The sequence below is a fragment of the Paracoccus sediminis genome, from assembly GCF_900188295.1.
GTDB lineage: Bacteria > Pseudomonadota > Alphaproteobacteria > Rhodobacterales > Rhodobacteraceae > Paracoccus > Paracoccus sediminis.
This window is the reverse complement of record NZ_FZNM01000006.1, coordinates 86316-103262: the sequence shown is the minus strand read 5'-3', so window position 1 is coordinate 103262 and position 16947 is coordinate 86316. Positions and strand designations below refer to the sequence as shown.

Genomic DNA, 16947 nt, shown 5'->3' with positions numbered 1-16947 from the left:
CATGGCAAGGGAATTGACGGGCCGCCACGTCCTGATCGTCACGCTGGCCGCCTTTGGCGTCATCATCGCGGTCAATGGCACCATGGCGGTCCTGGCCATCGGCAGCTTTCCGGGGCTGGAGGTTGCGAACAGCTATGTCGCCTCTCAGCGGTTCGACCGGGATCGTCGCGCCCAGGATGCCCTCGGCTGGACAGCCAGGGCCAGCCATGACGGAACAAACCTGATGATCGAGGTTCTGGACGGGCAGGGCGGGCATCCGATCCTGCGTGATTTCGCAGTCACGGTCGGGCGACCCACCCATCGACGGGCCGATGTCGCACCCGAATTCCAAGAGGCAGGCGGGATATATCGCACGCCGCTGGTGCTGGAACCGGGGGCGTGGACCATCCGGGTCCGGGCCACATCGCAGGACGGCACCCTGTTCCGGCAACGCCTGGACCATCGGGCAGAGGCACGGGGGAACTGACATGGCCAACCTGACCGCATCGGGCTTGAGCGCCTGTCCCGCCTGCGATGCCGTCCCCTTGGCGCAGCGGCTGGCCGACCGGGCGGATACGACGGACGGCACAGTGATCCTGTCGCTTCCGACAGCGCATTGCGCGGCCTGCATCGGCGATGTGGAGACCGCGCTGATGGCGCATCCCAAGGTCCGCAAGGCCCGCGTCAACCTGACCCTGCGTCGCGTGACGGTGGACGCGCCCGGCCTGACCCCGGACGACCTCGTTCCGGTCCTGGCAGGCATCGGATACGAGGCGCACGAATTGGACCCCGACGCATTGTCGGCCAACGCCGCCGACCGGCAAGGGCGCGATTTGCTGATGCGCATCGGCGTGTCGGGTTTCGCGATGATGAACATCATGGTCCTTTCGGTCGCCGTTTGGTCCGGGGCCGATTCTGCCACCCGAGACCTGTTTCACTGGATCAGCGGCGCCATCGCGCTGCCGACGGTGTTCTTTGCAGGCCAACCCTTCTTTCAAAGCGCCTGGGCGGCGATCCGGGTCGGGCGGCTGGGCATGGACGTGCCGATTTCCCTGGCGCTGATCCTGGCAAGCGCCATCTCGGTTTACGAAACCGTGCAGTCGGGGCGTCACGCCTATTTCGACGCAGCAACGATGCTGTGCTTTTTCCTGCTGATCGGCCGGTATCTGGATCACCGCACCCGCGCGATCGCGCGATCCGCCGCAGCCGAACTGACCGCACTGGAGGTGACGCGCGCCACCCTGCTGGCCGACGACGCCGAACAGGTCGTGCCCGTCGCGACGCTGCGTCCCGGCGATCTGATCCGCATCCGCCCCGGCGCCCGCGTGCCCGCGGATGGCATGATCGCCGAGGGCCGGTCCGAAATCGACCGCGCGTTGCTGACGGGCGAAACGCTGCCGGTGGCGGTCATCCCCGGCCAGATGCTTTCGGCGGGCGAGGTGAACCTGACCGGACCCCTGACCCTGCGGGTAACGGCTGCGGGCCGCGATTCGTCTCTTGCCCGGCTGACCTCCTTGGTCGAGGCGGCCGAGGCGGCGCGGGGACGCTATACCTCGCTGGCTGAACGGGCTTCCCGCGCCTATTCGCCAACCGTGCATCTGATGGCGCTGCTCAGTTTCGTGGGCTGGTATTGGGCCACGGGCGACCTGAGGCTTGCGATGAACGTCGCAGCGGCGGTGCTGATCGTGACATGCCCCTGTGCGCTTGGCCTCGCGGTTCCGGCGGTGGCCACGGCGGCATCGGGGCGGCTGTTCCGGCTCGGGCTGCTTATCAAGGATGGCACGGCCTTGGAGCGTCTGGCAGAGATCGATACCGTCGTTTTCGACAAGACCGGCACATTGACCCTCGGCCGGCCCACTCTGGTCTCGGTCAAGCCGTTGCCGGCCGATCTTCGTCCTGTCGCCCGAGCCTTGGCCGAAGCGTCCGCCCACCCCCTGTCCCGCGCCTTGGCCATGGCCCTGGTCGATCATCCGTCTGCCGACCTGTTTGATGTGGCCGAACAGCCCGGTTCGGGCGTTTCCGGTCGGTGGCAAGGACGATCCGTCCGGCTGGGCCGCGCCGAATGGCTGGGGGTGGCAGACGACGGACAAGCCCCGACCAGTGCGACCTGGCTGGCGGTCCAGGGAGAGGCGCCCGTGCGTCTGGATTTTTCCGACGACCTGCGGCCCGGCGCCGCCGATTGCGTGGCCGGGTTGCGCGGCATGGGGCTGGACGTCATCGTCATCTCGGGCGACCGCAGGGCGGTTGTGTCCGATCTGGCCGGGCGTCTTGGCATCGGCGATTTCCATGCGGACGTAGGTCCGGACGGCAAAGAGGCGATGATCCGCGACCTGGCCGCGCGGGGCGCGCGCGTCCTGATGGTCGGCGACGGGCTGAACGACACGGCGGCCCTGGCGCGCGCCCATGCCTCGATCTCGCCGGCAAGCGCACTGGACGCCGCGCGGGTCGCCAGCGACATGGTCCTGACCGGCAACGACCTGACCCCCGTGGCCGAGGCGGTAAAGACCGCGCGCCGCGCGACCCGGCGGATCCGGCAGAACTTTGCGATCTCTGTTGCCTACAATGCGGTGGCGGTGCCGCTGGCGGTCGCAGGAATGGTGACGCCGCTGATCGCGGCGCTGGCGATGTCTCTCAGCTCGATCACGGTGACGTTGAACGCCTTGCGGCTGCGCGATTGAAAGAAACCGGCATGGAAATCCTGTCCCTTCTGATCCCTGTCTCGCTTGGCCTCGGCGGTGTCGGACTGGCGGCATTCGTCTGGGCGCTGCGATTCCGCCAGTTCGAGGATCCCAAGGGCGACGCCGAACGGATCCTCGGCAATGCCTGGGACGACCGGCCGCGCCCGGACTGAGGGCTGCTTGAACACGAAAAAGGGGCAAGCTGAGCTTGCCCCTTTCTGCCGTGGGTCGAGAGGAAGTTGCCTCAGCCGCCCACGACCTGGCATTCCTGCGACCGGCTGACGAAGCGTTCGCACACCAGTTCGGCATTGCCCTTGGACATGTTGACGAAACTGGCCTGAAAGCCGCGGTTGGTGTCCGCGACATCGCGCCGTGCGCCTTCCAGGATGGCACCGTCCTGCAAGGCGCTGCGCAGCAGCAACTGCTCGGCCTCGGCCCGCGAGGTGAACCTGCCCAGCGTCACCCCCCAGCCACGCCCGCTGCTGTCAGGGCGGGACACGATCTCCAACGCCTCGGGTTCCGCGATGTCGCCTTCGCCCATGGCGGCCAGGATCACCGTTTCGGACCGGGGTTTCGGGGACGGCGATGCCAGAAGCGACATCGAGGTTCCGCCGTTCTGCGGCACGGCCTCGGCCACCGCGCGGGCGATGTCCGCCGGATCCGCTCCGCCGTTGGCGCTGACCGTCGCGTCGGCCTGACGGCGCGGCGCGGGGGCAGGGCGAACCGATTGCGCCAGGACGGGCGCGGCCAGGCTTGCCGTCTGCGGCGCGGCTTGGGACGCCGTTGCCACGGCCATGGGCGCCGATCCCGGACGGGCCAAGGGACGGGCACTGACGGCCAGCGTCAGACCGCCCGCCACCGTTTCGGCCGCGCGGATCTGCGGGGCGGGGACCGGCTGGGCCACGGCGGCGGTCGATGCGCTGGCCGTGCGGCTGACACGCACGGGCGGCGCCGATGCGTCCAGAACCAGCCGCTGCGGTTCAGGCTGCGTCGCGGCGAGGGTCGGTTGCACCTGCGCGCGGCGCACCACCCGCTGCGCCAGCAGGCGCGGCGCTTCGGGCCGGACTTCGCGGACCCGATTCGGAACGCGGGTAAAGCCCGCATCCAGCAGTTGCGCCATCACCTGATTGCGCTGCGCGGTCGAAGTGCCGCCGAACACCGTCGCAATCAGCCGCTTGTTGCCGCGCTGAGCCGATGCGGTCAGGTTGAAGCCCGCCGCGCGGGTGTAGCCGGTCTTGATTCCGTCCGCGCCCTGATAGGAATCCAGGAACCGCTTGTTCGTGGATGCCACCTGAGCGATGCCCGCGTCGGCCGACCGGCGCGAGAAGATGTTGTAGTACTGCGGGAAATCATAGAACAGCCGCCGCCCCAGGATCGTCATGTCTTGAGCGGTCGAATAATGCCCTTCCTGCGTCAGCCCGTGCGCATTGCGGAAATTGCTGCCGTTCATCCCAAGCGCGCGGGCCATCTGCGTCATCTGCTGGGCGAATGCCGCCTCGGATCCGGCCAGACCTTCGCCGATCGCCGTTGCGGCATCGTTGGCGGACTTGATGGCAGCGGCGCGGATCAGATAGCGCAGCTCGATCCGCTGGCCTGCCCGCAGCCCCAGTTTTGACGGGGGTTCGGACGCCGCATTGGTCGACACCGGGAACTGCGAATCCAGCCGGACCTGACCGCGTTCAATCGCGGTGAAGGCCATGTACAGCGTCATCATCTTCGTCAGCGACGCGGGGTGCAGCCGCGTCGATTCGTTTTGCTTGTAGATGGGCTGGCCTGTCCGTGCGTCGATCACATAGGCGGCAAAGGGCGCCGCCGACAGGGTTGCGGGGACCATCAGGGCCAGCACGAGGATAGCCCACAGCCGGGCTGTTTGGGAAATTCGGATCACTGTCGCGGTCTCTCTGCCTCTGGCGGCATGTCGTTTGTCGCATGCCATTGCTTAACAATCGGATAATAGCATGACCTTGTGCATCATGTAACCGTTGATTTGCGTTATTTTCCTGCCTTCCGCCCGCCCGGCTCGGGCTTTCATCGGCGGCGAAATCGACTATATTGATGCTCGCATGACGGCAATTACCACCAGATCGGACAGCATGGCGCATTGGATGACAGATGGCGACAGACCTGACGACCAGATCGAACTGGCCGTCAAGACGCGCCCCAAGACCCAGCGGCCGCCCATGTACAAGGTGCTGATGCTGAACGATGATTTTACGCCTATGGAATTCGTGGTGCATGTTCTGGAACGGCTGTTCAACATGACCCATGCCCAGGCGATCGACATCATGCTGACCGTTCACCGCAAGGGCGTGGCGGTTGTCGGCGTGTTTTCGCACGAGGTTGCGGAAACCAAGGTGGCGCAGGTCATGGAACTGGCGCGCCGGCAGCAGCACCCGCTGCAATGCACCATGGAAAAAGAATAGCAGTGACAACAACACGCCTGGCCCTTGCGCTTGCCGACGGTCCACCCGAAGGCCGATTTCTTGTCGTCGGGGCGCGGGGCGGCGACGATCTGGCGCCTCTGGATCCCGCCCGCACCGACATCCAGCAGGGAAACTTTCCCGATCATCGCGCCTTGTCCGCGCGTGGTTTTTCGGTGGCCCCGCTGGCTCAAGGCCGGTTCGACGCCGCCCTGGTGATCCTGCCGCGCGCCAAGGCCGCCGCCCGCGCCTGGATCGCCGATGCCGCCGGGCGCTTGTCGCCGGGGGCTGCGTTGTGGATCGACGGGCAAAAGACGGACGGCGTCGATTCCCTTTTGCGCGACCTGCGCGGCCTCGGTCCCGTGGACGAGGTTCACAGCAAGGCGCATGGCAAGATTTTTCGCGTGACGGTTCCGTCGGGCAACTGGTTGCCTGCGGACTGGTCCGCCCACCCCCATCATGTCGCGCCGGACTTTGTCACCCGGCCGGGCGTCTTTTCGGCGGACGGCATCGACCCTGGATCGGCCCTGCTGGCATCGGCCTTGCCAGACCGGATGCCGACCCGGATCGTTGATCTGGGCGCGGGGTGGGGCTGGCTTGCGTCCCAGGCCCTGGACCGGCCGGGAGTCGAGGTCATCCACTTGGTCGAGGCCGACCATGCAGCCCTGGAGTCGGCGCGCGACAACATCCGCGATCCCCGCGCGCAGTTTCACTGGGCCGATGTGCGCGACTTTGCGCTGTCCCAACCTGTGAATGGAGCGATCATGAACCCGCCGTTCCACGATGGCCGGGCCGCCGATCCGCGGATCGGTGGGGATTTCATCGCCGCCGCGGCGCGCCTGCTGACCGGCGCGGGGCGTCTGTGGATGGTGGCCAACCGGCATCTGCCCTATGAATCCGCCCTTGAACAGCATTTCGCACATGTGCGCGAGGTTGCGGGCAACAGCCGCTTCAAGGTGTTCGAGGCGACGGGCGCGAACCGGGGCGCGGCGCGCAAGGGGCGGCGCTGATGGGCGGGATTCAGGGCAAGACGGCCATCGTTACCGGTGCCGGTCGCGGGATTGGTCGCGCCATCGCACGCCATTTCGTCGACCGAGGCGCCAATGTGATGTTTGCCGACAGCGACGAAGCGGCCCTGTCCGAGGCCATGGCCGATTTCGACGAGGCCGATCCCAAGGTCCGCAGCTTTTCAGGCCGGATGTCGGAAAAGCTGGCGACGGCCAACCTGCTGTCGGCCACCTTGGATGCCTTCGACCGGGTGGACATCCTTGTCAACGCGCACCGGTTGGTCAAGGCATCGGATCCCTTGGACACCGATCTGGACGTTCTGGAACAACTGCTGCGGCAAAACATGATGGCCGGGCTTCGCATGACGCAGGTGGTGGCCAAACGCATGATAAAGCAGGCCGAAGGCAATCCCGACACAGGCTCGGGCGGGGCCATCGTCAATCTTTCGACACTGGCGGCCCAGCATCCGGTACCCACCATGCTGGGTTATTCGATCGCCTATGCCGCGCAGGAACAGGCGACGCGGGCCATGGCACTGGTGCTGGCGCCCCATCGGATCCGCGTGAACGGCGTCCGCTTCGGCAGCGTCATGTCGCATGAATTGAAGGATTCCCTGCGCGACAAGCCCGAGTTGCGCGACCGGATCGTCGAAGCGACGCCGATGGGCCGCATCGCGCCTGCCGACGAACTCGTGGACACCGTGCTGTATCTGGCCTGCGACGCCTCGCGATTCGTCACGGGCCAGATCCTGACGGTCGATGGCGGCCGCAGTCTGGCCGATCGGGTCGGAACTCAGACGGTCTGACCGCTTATCCGTTGTCTTCGGGAAAGGCCGCTTGGCAGGCTTGCACGACCGAAGCCGCCCGGTTGCCCAGCACCGCTTGCCGCGCCGCAAGGTTGTCACGCTTGCGCTGTTCCGCCGCCGGATCGATAGGGACGCGATAGCGTTCGGTATCGACATAATCGCGCCAGCAAGGCTCGTAGGCGACGACCGCACGTCCGTCTTCGTCGCGCAGGTAGGTGCGGCACTGGGTCAGGCGGTCGCGGACGACCTGCCGTTCCTCCCACGCATAGCCGCGCGCAAGATTGCCCTCCACCTCGGCCAGAAGTCCGCTGACGGTGCGGTATTCGCTGGTGTTCCGGCTGATGCAGCGTTCCTGCGGCGTCCCGCAGGCGGCGACAAGCAACGGCAGGGCAAGGGTCGCGGCAAGGGCGGTGTTGCGGGTCATGGCGTGTCTCATTACAGCGGGTCACGAATGCTAGCGCCGCCGGACTGGGCTGGCAAATCAAGTTTGGAGAGGGCCGATGGAACAGCAACGCAGCATCGCCGCCGCCTGGTTCCGCAAACTGCGCGACCGCATCGTCACGGCCTTCGAGATGCTGGAGGATGAGGGGCCAGGCGCCGCGCCGCCGGGCCGCTTCGTTGTCACCCCGACCAAGCGCACCGAGGATGGGGGCGGCGGCGTGATGTCGGTGATGCGCGGCGGTCGCGTCTTCGAAAAGGTCGGCGTCAATTGGTCCGAGGTTCACGGGGCCCTGGAGCCGCGGGCGCAGGCCGCGATGGCCTCGCGCGGGGTGCCGGGGATCGACCGCGACCCGCGTTTCTGGGCATCCGGGATCAGCCTGGTCGCGCATATGCAGAATCCGCATGTGCCGGCCGTCCACATGAACACGCGGATGTTCTGGACGCCCGGTGCCTGGTGGTTCGGGGGCGGCGCCGATTTGAATCCCTGCATCGAATACGCGGACGATACCGCGCATTTCCACGCCACCCTGCGTGCCGCCTGCGACGCCCATGGCGCCGACTATTACGCCCGTTTCAAGTCTTGGGCGGACGAGTATTTCTTCATTCCCCATCGGGGACGCGCGCGGGGCGTCGGCGGCATTTTCTTCGACGACCTGAACACTGGCGACTGGCAAGCCGATTTCGCCTTTACCCAGGCCGTGGGTCAGGCCTTTTTGCCCGCGTTCCAGCCTTTGGTGCGGACGCGGATGGATCTGCCCTGGTCGGATGCCGACCGCGACGCGCAACTGGTCCATCGCGGTCTTTATGCGGAATACAATCTTGTCTATGACCGTGGCACCCGCTTCGGGTTGGAAACCGGCCACAACGCCGACGCGGTTCTGATGAGCCTGCCGCCGCTTGCCAAATGGACCTGACGCCGTCCCTGTCAGCGCGGCCGGGGGCGTGAACCAGGCCGCGTTGCGCGGGCTTCGTGCCTGCGCCGATCCCGGTGGAAGGTCACGCCCGGTCCTGTCCCCAAGCGAGGGATGCCAAGCGGATTTATGCGGCGGTCGGCGTCGCCGATCTGCTGTGCCAAGCCCGGAATGGGATGGCTGGCGCAACGCGCAGGAACCGCCCCCCGATGCCACGCAAGGATCCTTGGCGGGGCGGTTCTTCGGACCCGGACTGTTAACGAATGTTCTGAACCCCGGTGCCATCGCGCCGCGTATCGCGGTGCTTCCCACGGTTCTGAATGGCGCATCATCGGGCGGCGATTGCCAGCAGCCAGCCGACCCCGGCCAGGATCAGGCCCATGCCCGCCAGCTGCGCGGGCCGCACCGTTTGCCGGAACATGCGGCCCGACAGAACATGCGCCATCACGACCTCGATCAGCGCCAGCGTGCGGACATTGGCGGCGGGCGTCAGCGCGAAACCGATGAACCAGAACAGTGAGGCGAACGCCCCCAGGGCACCGGCGCCCAGCGAGACGCGCCAGTGTCTGGCGATGCCCTTCAGCGCCGGACGATCCCGCACCGCAAGCCATGCCACCATGACCGCCGCCTGCAACCCAAGCGTAAGGGACAGGATGGTAACGGCGCGCGTCACGAAGCCGCCGTCCGGCAAGGCCAGCAAGGCACCGCGAAAGCCGATGGCGGACAGCCCGAACAGCCCCCCGGCCAGCACGCCGGTGGCCACAGATGACCAGGCCGCTCGGCCCCACCCCGCGCCCGAGGCGAGGACGACGCCCGAGGTCGCAACGCCGATCGCGCCCAGGCGGGCCAAACCAAGCGGTTCGGCCAGAACGACCGCGCCGATGAGCGCGAGTGTGACGGGCTCGGTCTTCATCAGCGCGGTCGCGACGCCGAAACCCTGCTGCCGCATCGTCATCAGCATCAGGGCTGTCGCCGCGATCTGCGCCATTGCCCCAAGCGCGGCCCAACCTAAAACCGCCAGATCCGGGCGGGGGATCGGCACAAGCGCCCCCGCCAGCGCCAAGGCCAGCAGCGCAAAGGGAAAGCCGAAGACAAACCGGACCGCCGTGGCGCCGACCGTGCCGATGTCCTTTGTCAGCCCCGCTTGGGCGGCGTTGCGGGCGGTCTGCGCCGTGGCCGCGATCAACGTGGCCGCGACCCAGATCATGCGCTGCGCACGGCCTGTATCATCGCGGCCACGTTTTTGGGGTCGGCATCCGGCGTGATGCCATGGCCCAGGTTGAAGACATGCGGACCGCCGCGCAGCGCGCGGGTGATCCTTTGCGCTTCGGATACCAATGCGGGGCCGCCCGTGACCATGTGACGCGGATCCAGGTTTCCCTGCACGCAGCCATTCGTCTGAACGTGGCGCGCGGCCCAATCCGCGGCGACGGAATTGTCCAGGGCCACGCAATCGGCACCGGTCGCGCGGGCGAACCCGATATACCGTTCGCCCGCCTCGCGCGGAAAGGCGATGATCGGCACATGGGGATGGCGGTCCTTAAGCCCCGTGATGATGCGGCGGGCAGGGGCGATGGCGAAGTCGTCGAAATCCTGGCCCTTCAGGCTGCCTGCCCAACTGTCGAACAGCTTGACCGCCTCGGCCCCGGCTTTGATCTGGGCGGAAAGATACAGGATCGTGGCCTCGGTAATCAGGTCGATCAGGGTGGAAAAGGTGGCGCGGTCCCGGTTTTTCAGGATATGGGCAGGGCCTTGATCGGGTGTGCCGCGGCCCGCGATCATATAGGTTGCAACGGTCCATGGCGCACCTGCAAAGCCGATCAGGGCCGTTTCGGACGGCAGCGCGCGGGACAGAATGCGCACCGTCTCGTAAACCGGGGCCAGCCGGTCGTGGATCTGGTCGGCTGGTTTCAGCCGCGCAAGATCGCCTGGGCCGGTAATCGTCGACAGGCGCGGCCCCTCGCCGGTCACGAACCACAGGTCGGCGCCAAGCGCCTGGGGAACCAGCAGGATGTCGGCAAACAGGATCGCCGCGTCGAAACCGAACCGGCGGATCGGCTGCAACGTCACCTCGGCCGCAAGATCAGGGTCATAGCACAGCGACAGGAAATCGCCCGCCTGCGCGCGAGTGGCGCGATATTCGGGCAGATAGCGGCCTGCCTGACGCATCATCCAGATCGGTGGGGTGGGCAGCGTTTCGCCGGCCAGGGCACGCAGCAGAAGTTTCGTCATGGGGCCTCCTGCTGCCCCTTCAAGGCGAGGTATGGGGCGTTGTCAAGCAAGGTGCCGCCCGCTATGCGAAGGCCATGATGCAATTGCCCGATACCACCCGCCCGTTGAAAATCGGCACCCGAGGCTCGATGCTGGCGCTTGCCCAGGCGCGCGAAACCCGCGACCGCCTTGCTGCCGCACACGGCCTGCCGTCCGAGGCATTCGAGATCGTGGTCATCAAGACGACCGGCGACCGGATCACGGACCGGCCTCTCAAGGACATCGGCGGAAAGGGTCTGTTCACCCGTGAAATCGAGGATGCCTTGCTGGCGGGGCAGATCGACATCGCCGTCCATTCGATGAAGGACATGCCGACGATCCAGCCGGACGGTCTCGTCATCGATTGCTTCCTGCCCCGAGAGGACGTGCGCGATGCGTTCGTCAGCCCCATTGCCGCATCGATTGCGGATCTGCCTGCGGGCGCCGTGGTCGGCAGTTCCAGCCTGCGGCGGCGTGCGCAACTTGCGCATCGCAGGCCGGATCTGCATCTGGTCGAATTTCGTGGCAACGTGCAGACACGTTTGAAGAAACTGGACGATGGCGTGGCCGCCGCGACCTTTCTTGCCATGGCGGGACTGTCCAGACTGGGAATGCTGCATGTCGCCCGCGATGCCATCGATCCGGCCCAGATGCTGCCTGCCATCGCCCAGGGGGCCATCGGGGTGGAACGGCGGAAAGACGACGTCTCTGCGGCCGGCTTGCTGTCTGCCATCCATCATGTCGAGACGGGACAGCGCATTGCCGCAGAGCGCGCCTTTCTGACCAGGCTGGACGGGTCTTGCCAGACGCCCATCGCAGGGCTGGCCGGCATCAACGGGAACAAGCTGTTGCTGCGCGGGGAAATCTTGCGGCCAGATGGATCGGCGGCGATCAGCGGCTATCGCGAAGGCGAGATTTCCGATGGGCCAGCGATGGGCGCAGATCTTGCCGAAGACCTGCTGGATCAGGCGGGACCGGGATTTTTCGAACCTTCGTGACCTTTCGCGCCGTTTTTAGTAACTGCGAATCAGACCCACCAGGCGCCCCTGAATGCGGACGCTCTCCTCGGGCAGGATGCGGGTTTCATAAGCCGGATTGGCCGCCTCGAGGGCGATCATGCCGCCTCGGCGGCGATACCGCTTCAACGTGGCCTCGTGGCCATCGACAAGCGCAACGATGATGTCGCCGTTGTCGGCCGTGTCCTGTTCCCGGATCACGACGACATCGCCGTCGTTGATTCCCGCTTCGATCATGGAATCGCCCTGAACTTCCAAAGCGTAGTGATGTTCGCGTCCCGTCAGCATCGTGCCGGGGACGGACACATGATGCGAAACTTCGGAAATAGCCTCGATCGGAACGCCGGCGGCGATGCGGCCCATCAACGGCAGTTCAACTGCCGGGCTGTCCACGATGGTAATGGCGCCGCGCGGGCGGGGCGGTTTGGCATTCGCAATGACCCGCGGGGTGAATCCGGGCCTGGTTTCGGTCGCATCGGCCAAGGCCTCGGGCAGGCGCACGATCTCCAGCGCGCGCGCGCGATGCGGCAGCCTGCGGATGAAGCCCCGCTCCTCCAGCGCCGTCACAAGCCGGTGGATCCCCGACTTTGATCGAAGGTCAAGGGCGTCCTTCATTTCATCGAAAGACGGGGGGACGCCATCGCGGGCCATTCGCTTCTGAATGAAATCCAAAAGCTGGATCTGCTTTTTGGTCAGCATGGCGTTCGTTCCCGACATCATCTTGTTCCGTATCTGTTCTATCGCACAAGCGGATGTGCGTCAATGAACAGAACACCGAGAGCTGAAAATTCGGTTAACGCTCAGCGAGGAAGAGGAATGAAGTTCACGATGTCGCCGACGTTGCGGGCAGGATCCTCGGCGGGACGCACCAACAGGGCATCGGCTTGGGCCATGATCGACAAACGGGCCGAATCCTGGCTTGCAAACGGGTGGATGACCGGAAGATCGGCTCCGTCCGCAAGGGAGGCACGCAGATAATGTTGCCGGTTGCCTTCGGGACCAAGGTCGCACCCCAGACGGGCCTTGGACAGGGTTCGGACCCCTGAAAGGCCCTGCATTGCGTGGATGAGAGGTTCCACGAACAACAGGCCGCAAACAATTGCGGAAACGGGATTTCCTGGAAGGCCGATCATCGGGGTCCGCCGGATGTGTCCGGCCAGCAACGGCTTGCCGGGCCGCATGGCGACCTTGTGAAACACGCAGTGCAGGCCCATTTCGGCCGCAACAGCGCCGATCAGGTCATGGTCTCCGACCGACGCGCCGCCGATCGTGACAAGCAGATCGGCGTCCGCCGCAGCCTCGAATCCGGCCCGAAGACTGTCGCCGGTATCGCGGGCAAGCGGCAAGATGGTCGGCAGGGCCCCCGCCTGCCGGGCCAGGGCGGCAATGGCCAGATCGTTGGAACTGATGATCTGGCCGGGCGCAGGCATGGTTCCCGGCCGTGTCAATTCGTCGCCACCCGCAACGATCGCCACGCGGGGACGACGCGCGACAGTCACGACTGGAACGTTCATGGCGGCCAGCAAAGCCAGGTCGGCCGGACCCAGCCTCCGATGTGGGGCAAGGTGGTCGCCCGCATGGAAATCATCCCCCGCAGGCCGGATATTGTCGCCTCCCGACAGATCCGTCATCGTGATGGTGTCGCCGTTCCGGGTTACGTTTTCCTGCATGACGACCCGGTCGTATCCGGGCGGAACAACCGCCCCGGTTGAGATGCGGACCGCCGTGCCGGGGCGGCAGACACCCGTGAAGGGGTGCCCGGCCGCGGATTCGCCGATTACGACTAGAGCGCCTGCCGCTTCGTCCTGCCGGATCGCATAGCCATCCATGGCCGAGGCCGGAAACGGCGGCTGGGTCATCCGAGAGATAGCCGGTTCCAGAAGGGCACGGCCCAAGGCCTTTTCCAGCGGAACCTGCTCGGCCGCCGGCGTGGGCGCCAATTGCAGCACCTGCGCCAAGGCATCGTCGACCGAAATCACGGCTTCTTCTCGTAATGACCTGATTTTCCGCCAGTCTTTCGAACCAGGCCTATCCCCTCGATCATCATGGACTTTTCGGCCGCCTTCAGCATGTCATAAACGGTCAGACAAGCGACGGATACGGCGGTCAGGGCTTCCATCTCGACCCCCGTTTGGCCGGTGGTGCGGACGGTGGCGGTGATGCGGATGCCGGGCAGAGCGTCATCGGCAATCAGGTCCAGAGCCACTTTGGTGATCGGTAGGGGATGACACAGGGGGATCAGATCCGCCGTGCGTTTTGCCGCCATGATTCCTGCAAGACGCGCCACGCCCAGCACATCGCCCTTTTTCGCGCCGGCCTGCGCCAAGGCCAACGTCGCGGGGGACATGACCACACTGCCTTGGGCAACAGCCTCGCGCGTCGTGACGGGCTTGCCGGACACATCGACCATGTGGGCCTGACCGGCGGCATCGAAATGGGTCAGGCTCATGCGGCCAAATCCAGGATCCGACGGGTTGCCGCAGCAACGTCGTGCTGACGCATCAGGCTTTCACCGATCAGGAAGCGCCGCGCACCGACCTGCATCATGGCCGCCAGATCGACAGCGGCGAACAGACCGCTTTCACACACGATTTGCCGATCCGGCGGCACCTGCGGCGCCAGTTCTCGCGTGACATCAAGTGTCAGGTCAAAGGTCTTGAGATTGCGATTGTTTATACCGATCAGGACAGACTTGAGGCGCAGCGCCCGATCCAGTTCATGGACATCGTGGACCTCGATCAGCGCATCCATGCCCCATTCGGCCGCGGCGTCCTCCAGATCCCGAGCCTGCGCATCATCCAGCGAGGCCATGATAATCAGGATGCAATCAGCGCCCCAAGCCCGAGCCTCGACCACCTGATAGGGGTCATACAGAAAATCCTTGCGCAGGACGGGCAGCGAACAGGCGTCGCGGGCGGCGGCCAGAAATTCGGGGGCACCCTGAAAGCTGGGCGCGTCCGTCAGGACCGACAGGCAGGCGGCCCCGCCTGCCTGATAGGCGCGGGCAAGCGCCGGGGGGTCGAAATCGGCGCGGATCAAACCCTTGGACGGGCTTGCCTTCTTGATCTCGGCGATGAGCGCGGGGCCGGTCGCCGCCTTTTCGGACAGGGCGCGCGCAAAGCCGCGGGGGGCTGAGGCCGCGCGGGCGGCGGCTTCCATGTCGGCCAGCGGACGCGCGGCCTTGGCGGCGGCGATTTCGTCCAGCTTGTAGGCCTTGATCCGGTCAAGAATATCCATATCGCGGTTCTAACGTTCCGGCCCCCGTTCGGAAAGGGCGTTCAGAAGGACATTTCGTGTGCCCAGGGCGGGTTCGCGCCCGGTCGGGACACAGTGATCGCAGCGGCTTTTGCGCCAAGGCCCAAAGCGGTGGCGATCTGATCCTTTGTGATGCTTGCCAAGCCGACCTTGGAAAGGATGCCCTGGCGGCGCAGGCTGGCCAGAACACCGGCGTTGAAGGTGTCGCCCGCGCCGATGGTATCGGCGACCGTGGTGCGGATCGCCGGGGCGACGACCGTTTCACCCCGCCAATGCGCGCGCGCGCCTGCCGCGCCTCCGGTTTGCAGGACGATCCGCGGGCCTTGGGCCAAGACCTTGCGTGCCGCATCCTCGGGCGGCATGGCGGGGAAAAGCCATTCCAGGTCGTCACCGGACAGCTTCACGACGTCGGCTTTCGCGATCAGGCGGGACAGACGCGCGCGATAGGCATCCGTATCGTCGATGAAGAACGGCCGGATGTTCGGATCCAGCATGACCGGCAGGCGATCGCCGTCCCGCTCGATCAGCGATTCGATGGCGGCCCCGCAGGGATCCGGCACCAGGCTGATCCCGCCCGCGAAAATCGCCTGAACGTCCTGGGGCAGGGCAGGCAGATCCTCGGGCCGCAGCATCCGTCCGGCAGAGCCTTCGTCGTAAAAGGAATACCGGGCCTCGCCGCCGACCAGCGTGACGATCGCCAAGGTCGTCAGGCGATCCGTCCTGGGGCAAAGGTCGGTGTTCACCGCAGCCTCGGCCAAGGGGCGCAGCAATACCTCGCCAAAGGGGTCGCGGCTGATCGGCCACAAATAGGCCGTCGGTTCGCCGAGACGGCCAAGCGCGATGGCGGTGTTATAGACGGACCCGCCCGCCAAGGGCCGGAAGCAGCCATTGTCCGGCACCATGTCGATCAGCGATTCGCCAGCGCACAGGATCATCGAACCCCTCCCTCAAAATCCCTGAATGACGACATCGCCCGCATTCAGGTCGATATAGCCCCCTGCATCGGCCAGATACAGCAAAGCCGCTAGCGCAACCAGTCCGGCAATGACCGCCGCAGCGATTTTCCACACGGACCAGGGGCGTTCGCCCATGACACGGCCCGACTGGCCGTTCACCACAAAGCGAAAGCTTTTGCCGTTATAGCGATAAGCGGCGGTCCAGACCGGCAGCAGGACATGCTTGAACGTCTCGTCCAAATGATCGGTGCTGATCCGGTCCACGCGCTGCTCGTCGCCGCCGATGTCTCGCCGGGCATCGTTCAGGATCACGCCCGCCATTTCCGACCGTGCGGTCTTGTGGCCATCCGCCAGCGGGATGGTATAGGCCTCGGCCTCCAGACCCGCGAGATAATCGGGGGCATAGGTCCGCAGGTGCGACAGATCCCATGGCGTCAGCCCGTCCGAAAATTTGCGTGGCAGAGATGCCGAAGCCAGCACCAGCACATCGTTGAAATCGCGCGCGATCCTGCCTTGCGCGGGGCGCCAGCGGGTGCGCCGGACCTGACGGGCGACCTGCTTGCTGCGGCCATCGATCTGCTGCGTGACCCAGACCGTTTCGTAATAATGATCGCCGCGTTGCCCGGCATAGCTGGACCGGGTCCGGGCGTCAAAGGTCCAGTACGGCGAATAGACGCCGCGCATCCGCCGTCCGCGCCGGGCATAGGCGATCAGTCCCGACGGCGCGAACCACAGATTGCCCAGCCATTCCTCCATGGCGCGGTGGGCCTGATCCTCGGTCAGGCGGAACGGCATGATGCCTTGCGGCTTGATCTTGCGGCTGGTGCCGGTATCGGTGACGACCGGCGTGGCGCAGAACGGGCAGGCCGTCGCATGGATCCTGTCGCCGACCTCCATCTGCGCGCCGCAATTAGGGCAGGACAGCAGCCGCACCGTTGCCGCCAGATCCCACGCCGCGTCCAGCCGCAGGCCCTGTTCCAACGGGATTTCCCGCAGTTCGGGCGATTTGTGGCCTGCGTCCCATTGCAGCGCCCGCCCGGTTTCGGGATCGGCCAGGATCGCGTCCTTGCCCTCGGATCCGCCTTGGGTCTGGCGGGCCGGGCCTTGGCCGATGGTCTGGCGATGCCCGCACCAGTCGCAGATCAGCACCTGCTGACCCGGCTGAAAGCGCAGGCTGGCCCCGCACCGGTCGCAGGGATAGCGGTGTTCCGTCTGCGGGGTCGGCATC

At 66.0% G+C, this 16947-nt stretch carries 18 protein-coding genes; 8 read left to right on the top strand and 10 right to left on the bottom strand.

What is annotated here, in order from left to right; all coding sequences use genetic code 11:
- Nucleotide 1 precedes the first annotated feature (1 nt).
- From CHB77_RS10420 to ccoS, 3 genes are read left to right on the top strand one after another with little or no spacing between them, the layout of a single operon-like run.
- Entirely contained in the window at nt 2–466 is a 465-nt protein-coding gene (locus tag CHB77_RS10420; protein ID WP_089388145.1) for a FixH family protein, read from the top strand.
- A 1-nt stretch (nt 467) separates the two neighbouring features.
- Nucleotides 468–2657, top strand: coding sequence for a heavy metal translocating P-type ATPase (locus CHB77_RS10415; protein WP_089388144.1), 2190 nt, complete (start codon nt 468–470; stop codon nt 2655–2657).
- Between the two features lie 11 nt (nt 2658–2668).
- Entirely contained in the window at nt 2669–2830 is a 162-nt protein-coding gene (ccoS, locus tag CHB77_RS10410; protein WP_089388143.1) for a cbb3-type cytochrome oxidase assembly protein CcoS, read from the top strand.
- Between the two features lie 71 nt (nt 2831–2901).
- On the opposite strand, the gene CHB77_RS10405 is transcribed toward ccoS, so the two are convergent.
- Nucleotides 2902–4491, bottom strand: coding sequence for a serine hydrolase (locus CHB77_RS10405; RefSeq protein ID WP_089388241.1), 1590 nt, complete (start codon nt 4489–4491; stop codon nt 2902–2904).
- A gap of 271 nt (nt 4492–4762) precedes the next feature.
- Here CHB77_RS10405 and clpS point away from each other — a divergent pair, with 271 nt between their 5' ends.
- The 3 genes from clpS to CHB77_RS10390 are packed head-to-tail and all read left to right on the top strand — an operon-like array spanning nt 4763 to nt 6890.
- Nucleotides 4763–5080: an ATP-dependent Clp protease adapter ClpS gene (clpS, locus tag CHB77_RS10400; RefSeq protein WP_089388240.1), complete on the top strand. Its 318-nt coding sequence runs from the start codon at nt 4763–4765 to the stop codon at nt 5078–5080.
- A gap of 2 nt (nt 5081–5082) precedes the next feature.
- Nucleotides 5083–6087, top strand: coding sequence for a class I SAM-dependent methyltransferase (locus CHB77_RS10395; RefSeq protein ID WP_242626611.1), 1005 nt, complete (start codon nt 5083–5085; stop codon nt 6085–6087).
- Nucleotides 6087–6890, top strand: coding sequence for an SDR family NAD(P)-dependent oxidoreductase (locus CHB77_RS10390; protein ID WP_423212892.1), 804 nt, complete (start codon nt 6087–6089; stop codon nt 6888–6890). The genes CHB77_RS10395 and CHB77_RS10390 overlap by 1 nt, the downstream gene beginning before the upstream one ends.
- A gap of 4 nt (nt 6891–6894) precedes the next feature.
- On the opposite strand, the gene CHB77_RS10385 is transcribed toward CHB77_RS10390, so the two are convergent.
- On the bottom strand, nt 6895–7314 hold the full coding sequence (locus CHB77_RS10385; protein WP_089388140.1) for a hypothetical protein: 420 nt from the start codon (nt 7312–7314) through the stop codon (nt 6895–6897).
- A 76-nt stretch (nt 7315–7390) separates the two neighbouring features.
- On the opposite strand from CHB77_RS10385, the gene hemF reads away from it, so the two are divergent.
- Complete coding sequence (gene hemF, locus CHB77_RS10380) at nt 7391–8245, top strand: oxygen-dependent coproporphyrinogen oxidase (protein ID WP_089388139.1); 855 nt, start codon at nt 7391–7393, stop codon at nt 8243–8245.
- A gap of 325 nt (nt 8246–8570) precedes the next feature.
- Here hemF and CHB77_RS10375 read toward each other — a convergent pair whose 3' ends face one another.
- Both CHB77_RS10375 and hemE read right to left on the bottom strand, forming a co-directional pair.
- Nucleotides 8571–9449 carry a DMT family transporter gene (locus CHB77_RS10375; protein WP_089388138.1) on the bottom strand — a complete coding sequence of 293 codons (879 nt, stop codon included), beginning with the start codon at nt 9447–9449 and terminating at the stop codon, nt 8571–8573.
- The gene (hemE, locus tag CHB77_RS10370; protein WP_089388137.1) at nt 9446–10474 is read right to left on the bottom strand and encodes a uroporphyrinogen decarboxylase; all 1029 of its coding nucleotides are present in this window, start codon (nt 10472–10474) and stop codon (nt 9446–9448) included. Before hemE ends, CHB77_RS10375 begins: the two co-directional genes overlap by 4 nt.
- Nucleotides 10475–10548: 74 nt before the next feature.
- On the opposite strand from hemE, the gene hemC reads away from it, so the two are divergent.
- A complete protein-coding gene (hemC, locus tag CHB77_RS10365) occupies nt 10549–11490 on the top strand; it encodes a hydroxymethylbilane synthase (RefSeq protein ID WP_089388136.1) in 942 nt (313 codons plus the stop codon).
- 15 nt (nt 11491–11505) lie between these two features.
- On the opposite strand, the gene lexA is transcribed toward hemC, so the two are convergent.
- The 6 genes from lexA to CHB77_RS10335 form a co-directional block, all read right to left on the bottom strand.
- On the bottom strand, nt 11506–12207 hold the full coding sequence (gene lexA / locus CHB77_RS10360) for a transcriptional repressor LexA (protein ID WP_089388239.1): 702 nt from the start codon (nt 12205–12207) through the stop codon (nt 11506–11508).
- Between the two features lie 101 nt (nt 12208–12308).
- Nucleotides 12309–13487: a molybdopterin molybdotransferase MoeA gene (locus CHB77_RS10355; RefSeq protein WP_089388135.1), complete on the bottom strand. Its 1179-nt coding sequence runs from the start codon at nt 13485–13487 to the stop codon at nt 12309–12311.
- Nucleotides 13484–13957, bottom strand: a complete 474-nt coding sequence (gene moaC, locus CHB77_RS10350) for a cyclic pyranopterin monophosphate synthase MoaC (RefSeq protein WP_089388134.1) — start codon at nt 13955–13957, stop codon at nt 13484–13486. The genes CHB77_RS10355 and moaC overlap by 4 nt, the downstream gene beginning before the upstream one ends.
- Nucleotides 13954–14745, bottom strand: coding sequence for an indole-3-glycerol phosphate synthase TrpC (trpC, locus tag CHB77_RS10345; RefSeq protein ID WP_089388133.1), 792 nt, complete (start codon nt 14743–14745; stop codon nt 13954–13956). The genes moaC and trpC overlap by 4 nt, the downstream gene beginning before the upstream one ends.
- 41 nt (nt 14746–14786) lie before the next feature.
- Complete coding sequence (locus tag CHB77_RS10340) at nt 14787–15698, bottom strand: carbohydrate kinase family protein (RefSeq protein ID WP_089388132.1); 912 nt, start codon at nt 15696–15698, stop codon at nt 14787–14789.
- Nucleotides 15699–15710: 12 nt separating this feature from the next.
- On the bottom strand, nt 15711–16946 hold the full coding sequence (locus tag CHB77_RS10335; RefSeq protein ID WP_089388131.1) for a TFIIB-type zinc ribbon-containing protein: 1236 nt from the start codon (nt 16944–16946) through the stop codon (nt 15711–15713).
- Nucleotide 16947: the final 1 nt, after the last annotated feature.

Coding starts and splice junctions, on each gene's coding strand:
- CHB77_RS10405 (WP_089388241.1), bottom strand. CDS start 4,491: ATGGTCCCCGCAACCCTGTCGGCGGCGCCCTTTGCCGCCTATGTGATC.
- hemF (WP_089388139.1), top strand. CDS start 7,391: ATGGAACAGCAACGCAGCATCGCCGCCGCCTGGTTCCGCAAACTGCGC.
- CHB77_RS10385 (WP_089388140.1), bottom strand. CDS start 7,314: ATGACCCGCAACACCGCCCTTGCCGCGACCCTTGCCCTGCCGTTGCTT.
- trpC (WP_089388133.1), bottom strand. CDS start 14,745: ATGGATATTCTTGACCGGATCAAGGCCTACAAGCTGGACGAAATCGCC.
- CHB77_RS10415 (WP_089388144.1), top strand. CDS start 468: ATGGCCAACCTGACCGCATCGGGCTTGAGCGCCTGTCCCGCCTGCGAT.
- hemE (WP_089388137.1), bottom strand. CDS start 10,474: ATGACGAAACTTCTGCTGCGTGCCCTGGCCGGCGAAACGCTGCCCACC.
- CHB77_RS10390 (WP_423212892.1), top strand. CDS start 6,087: ATGGGCGGGATTCAGGGCAAGACGGCCATCGTTACCGGTGCCGGTCGC.
- CHB77_RS10340 (WP_089388132.1), bottom strand. CDS start 15,698: ATGATCCTGTGCGCTGGCGAATCGCTGATCGACATGGTGCCGGACAAT.
- clpS (WP_089388240.1), top strand. CDS start 4,763: ATGACAGATGGCGACAGACCTGACGACCAGATCGAACTGGCCGTCAAG.
- moaC (WP_089388134.1), bottom strand. CDS start 13,957: ATGAGCCTGACCCATTTCGATGCCGCCGGTCAGGCCCACATGGTCGAT.
- CHB77_RS10375 (WP_089388138.1), bottom strand. CDS start 9,449: ATGATCTGGGTCGCGGCCACGTTGATCGCGGCCACGGCGCAGACCGCC.
- CHB77_RS10420 (WP_089388145.1), top strand. CDS start 2: ATGGCAAGGGAATTGACGGGCCGCCACGTCCTGATCGTCACGCTGGCC.
- ccoS (WP_089388143.1), top strand. CDS start 2,669: ATGGAAATCCTGTCCCTTCTGATCCCTGTCTCGCTTGGCCTCGGCGGT.
- hemC (WP_089388136.1), top strand. CDS start 10,549: ATGATGCAATTGCCCGATACCACCCGCCCGTTGAAAATCGGCACCCGA.
- CHB77_RS10335 (WP_089388131.1), bottom strand. CDS start 16,946: ATGCCGACCCCGCAGACGGAACACCGCTATCCCTGCGACCGGTGCGGG.
- lexA (WP_089388239.1), bottom strand. CDS start 12,207: ATGCTGACCAAAAAGCAGATCCAGCTTTTGGATTTCATTCAGAAGCGA.